General features: G+C 62.9%; 2 protein-coding genes. Both read right to left on the bottom strand.

What is annotated here, in order from left to right:
- Positions 1–120: 120 nt before the first annotated feature.
- Positions 121–357, bottom strand: a complete 237-nt coding sequence (locus NKH57_RS33520; protein WP_352950626.1) for an ATPase — start codon at positions 355–357, stop codon at positions 121–123.
- A gap of 108 nt (positions 358–465) precedes the next feature.
- Positions 466–3096 carry a glycine--tRNA ligase subunit beta gene (locus NKH57_RS33515; RefSeq protein WP_352950624.1) on the bottom strand — a complete coding sequence of 877 codons (2631 nt, stop codon included), beginning with the start codon at positions 3094–3096 and terminating at the stop codon, positions 466–468.
- Positions 3097–3268 lie beyond the last annotated feature (172 nt).

The raw sequence follows: 3268 nt of genomic DNA, 5'->3' as shown, positions 1-3268 counted from the left end.
TACAAAACACGGGGGGGTGCGGCCCCGCCCATAAAACTCTTGTGGGGGCCCCCCCCCCCCGGGGGGGGGGGGGCGCCCCCCCCCCCCCCGCCATCCATCCACAGAAACGGCGGCCGAAAATCAGGCCGCTTCTTCGTTGTCGTCGTCCTCTTCGGACTCTTCGTCGCCTTCGGCCTTCACGCCGTCGTCGCCTTCTTCCTCATCTTCAACGTCTTCGTCTTCGTCGTCATCCGAGAGGTCAGCGGCTTCGACCGCGGCGGCCGCGGCATGATCGAGGATGTGTTCGGAAATGGATTCGAGCGATTCGGCAGGAGCCCGGGTTTCTTCTGTCACATCGATGTCGTGATCGGAATTCATGGAAGCCTCCGTGGGGTTGGGGAACATGCCCCTTTTGCCACGGAGAGATCATCGCCATATGACTGTAAGCCGGCTCGAACGGCCGGGGACAAAGAATATTTTCTTTCCTTAACCGGCAATCTTCGAGAAATCCGCGACCTGACCGGTTGCCGCGCGGATGCGGGCGAGCAGGGCCAGGCGGTTGGCACGCACGGCCTGGTCTTCATCATTCACGAGAACGTGCTCAAAGAATGAATCAACCGGTTCACGCAACACGCTAAGCGCCAGCAGCGCGGCGGAAAAGTCATCGTTTTGAATAGCTTCCCCGGCTTGCTTCTCAGCCTGATTCACCGCCGCAAACAGAGATTTCTCGGCATTCTCACGCAACAGCGCTGGCTCAACAGTCTCGGCAATCACCGTTTTCTTCTTCTCCTCGGCGGCCAGGATGTTGGCCGCGCGCTTGGTTCCGGCGAGCAGGTTCCTGCCGTCCTCCGAGTCGAGGAAGGTGCCCAGCGCCTCGACGCGGCGCACGATCTGCAGCAGGTCGTCGGACTGCGGTGTGATCACAGCATCGATCAGATCGTGCCGGGCGCCTTGGTCGCGGAGGTAGACTTTGAGGCGGTCGTGGAAGAAGGCGATGAGGTCGGGGAGAACTTCTAGCGAGCCACGAAACGCAAACACGTCTGCGATCTGGCCGTTTTCGAAACGGGCGTAGTTACAGCCGTCTGTCGCGTTTATCTCCGCTACCTCATTCGAAAAATCATCCTGCCCCCAAAGAGTGTCCGGATGATCCTCTGGCAATTCATAGTCTGTTGGATCTAGTTCCGTGACCACCAGCTTGCGCCTGTGCAACCGTTCGTATTGGGCCGAATGAGCGGCCTTTAACAAACTCAATATTGCAAGCTTGATCCCATTCTCGATCAAGAGCCTCACCACGCCCAGCGCTGCACGACGCAGCGCATAGGGGTCCTTCGACCCTGTCGGCTTTTCGTCGATGGCCCAGAACCCAGCCAGCGTGTCGAGCTTGTCGGCGAGCGCCACGGTGATCGCAACCGGATCGCTCGGTACGCGGTCGGAAGGGCCCTGCGGCTTGTAGTGTTCCTCGATGGCCGCGGCCACGGATGGGTGTTCGCCCTGCAGCAGAGCGTATTTGCGGCCCATCGCGCCCTGCAATTCGGGAAACTCGCCGACGACTTCGGTGGTGAGATCGGCCTTGGCGAGAACCGCAGCGCGGGCGGCAAGCGCACTGATCTCCCCCCTCGAGGGGGAGATGTCGCCGAAGGCGACAGAGGGGGGCGGCACGACGGGGCGCGACGCCCTATCGCGGTCAGAGGATGCCGGCGCTTCACGCGAGGCGACCCCCTCTGGCCTGCCGGCCATCTCCCCCTCAAGGGGGGAGATCGACTGCGCCACGATGGGCGCCAGTTCTTCGGCCAGATACTTGATCCGCTCCACCCGCTCGCCCTGTGTGCCGAGCTTGGCGTGGAAAGTCACCCCGAGATGGTCGAGGCGCGCCATGCGCTGGTCGAGCGGTTTTTTCAGATCGAGCTCGAACTTTTCCGCAGATGCCTCGAGCTCACCGAGATCCGGCAAATCACCCTGGTCGGTCGTCCAGAAATAGAGCGCGTCGGACAGGCGCGCGCGCACCACCTTGCCGTTGCCGTGGGCGATCTCCTTGCCGCCATCCTTGGCCTCGATGTTGGCGGTGAGGATGAAGCGATTGGAAAGCTGGCTGATCTCCCCCCTTGAGGGGGAGATGGCCGGCAGGCCAGAGGGGGTCGGTTCGACCGGGCTCGGCACAGATGGCACCAGCGCTTCACGCGAGGCGACCCCCTCTGTCGGCTTCGCCGACATCTCCCCCTCAAGGGGGGAGATCGGGCGCGATGTCACAAAGCACTTCTGGTTGGCGCGGATGGTCAGCCGGATCACCTCGGCCGGAATGGCCAGGAAAGCCTGCTCGAACTCGCCCATCAGCACGACCGGCCATTCGACCAGCCCGGACACTTCTTCCAGCAGCCCGTCGTCCTCGACCAGGTCGAGCCCGTTGGCGAAAGCGAGATTGCGGGCATCGGCAAGGATGATCTCCTTGCGCCGGTCGGCATCGAGCACGACCTTCGCCGCTTCCAGCTTGGAAACATAGTCGTCGAAGCGGCGCACCGTGATGGCATCGGGCGCATGGAAGCGGTGGCCATAGGTGATGTTGCCGGAGCGGATGCCGTCGATCTCGAAATCGACCACCACCGGCTCCTCGGTCTCCGGGCCGAAGGTGCACAGGATCGATTGCAACGGCCGCACCCAACGCAGCGAGCCGGGCTTGGCCGAGGCTGGGCCCCAACGCATCGATTTCGGCCATGGAAAACTGCGGATGATGCCCGGCACCAGCTCGGCGATAATGTCTTCCGCCGCCCTGCCCGGCTTCGAAATATGGGCGATGTAGAAGTCGCCCTTCTTTGGGTCGGAATGGACATGCGCCTCGGCGACGGATGCCAGACCTGCCTTGCGCAGAAAGCCTTGCACCGCCTGTTCGGGCGCTGAAGTCGAAGGCCCCTTGATCTTCTCGCTTATATCTTTCGAGCGTGCGGTCAGCCCCCTGATATCGAGCGTCAGGCGCCGCGGCGTCCAGTACTCGCGTGCCGCCTCATAGGTCAGCCCCGCCTCGACCAGACCGTCGGTCAGCATCTTCTTGAGGTCACCCGCCGCCTTGCGCTGCATGCGGGCGGGGATTTCCTCGGAGCGAAGTTCTAGAAGCAGGTCAGGCATAGCTAAGCTCCCCACCCTCCCCTTGATGGGGAGGGTCGGCGCGTAGCGCCGGGGTGGGGTGGGGGGCGCGCCCCCCCCCCAAACTAGGGGCCCAAAAACCCAAACCACGTGGTGGTTTTTGTGTTTCACCCCCCCCGAAAAGGTATGGGGCCCGGCAAACACAGGGGGTTTT

Origin of the sequence: Mesorhizobium sp. M1050, from assembly GCF_040318715.1 — a bacterium.
Lineage (GTDB): Bacteria > Pseudomonadota > Alphaproteobacteria > Rhizobiales > Rhizobiaceae > Mesorhizobium.
Note: the sequence above shows the minus strand (reverse complement) of the source record. Positions and strands in the feature narration are given on the sequence as shown.

Bases quoted from the DNA above. Each gene is read 5' to 3' on its own strand.
- NKH57_RS33520 (WP_352950626.1), bottom strand. From the start codon at position 357: ATGAATTCCGATCACGACATCGATGTGACAGAAGAAACCCGGGCTCCT.
- NKH57_RS33515 (WP_352950624.1), bottom strand. From the start codon at position 3,096: ATGCCTGACCTGCTTCTAGAACTTCGCTCCGAGGAAATCCCCGCCCGC.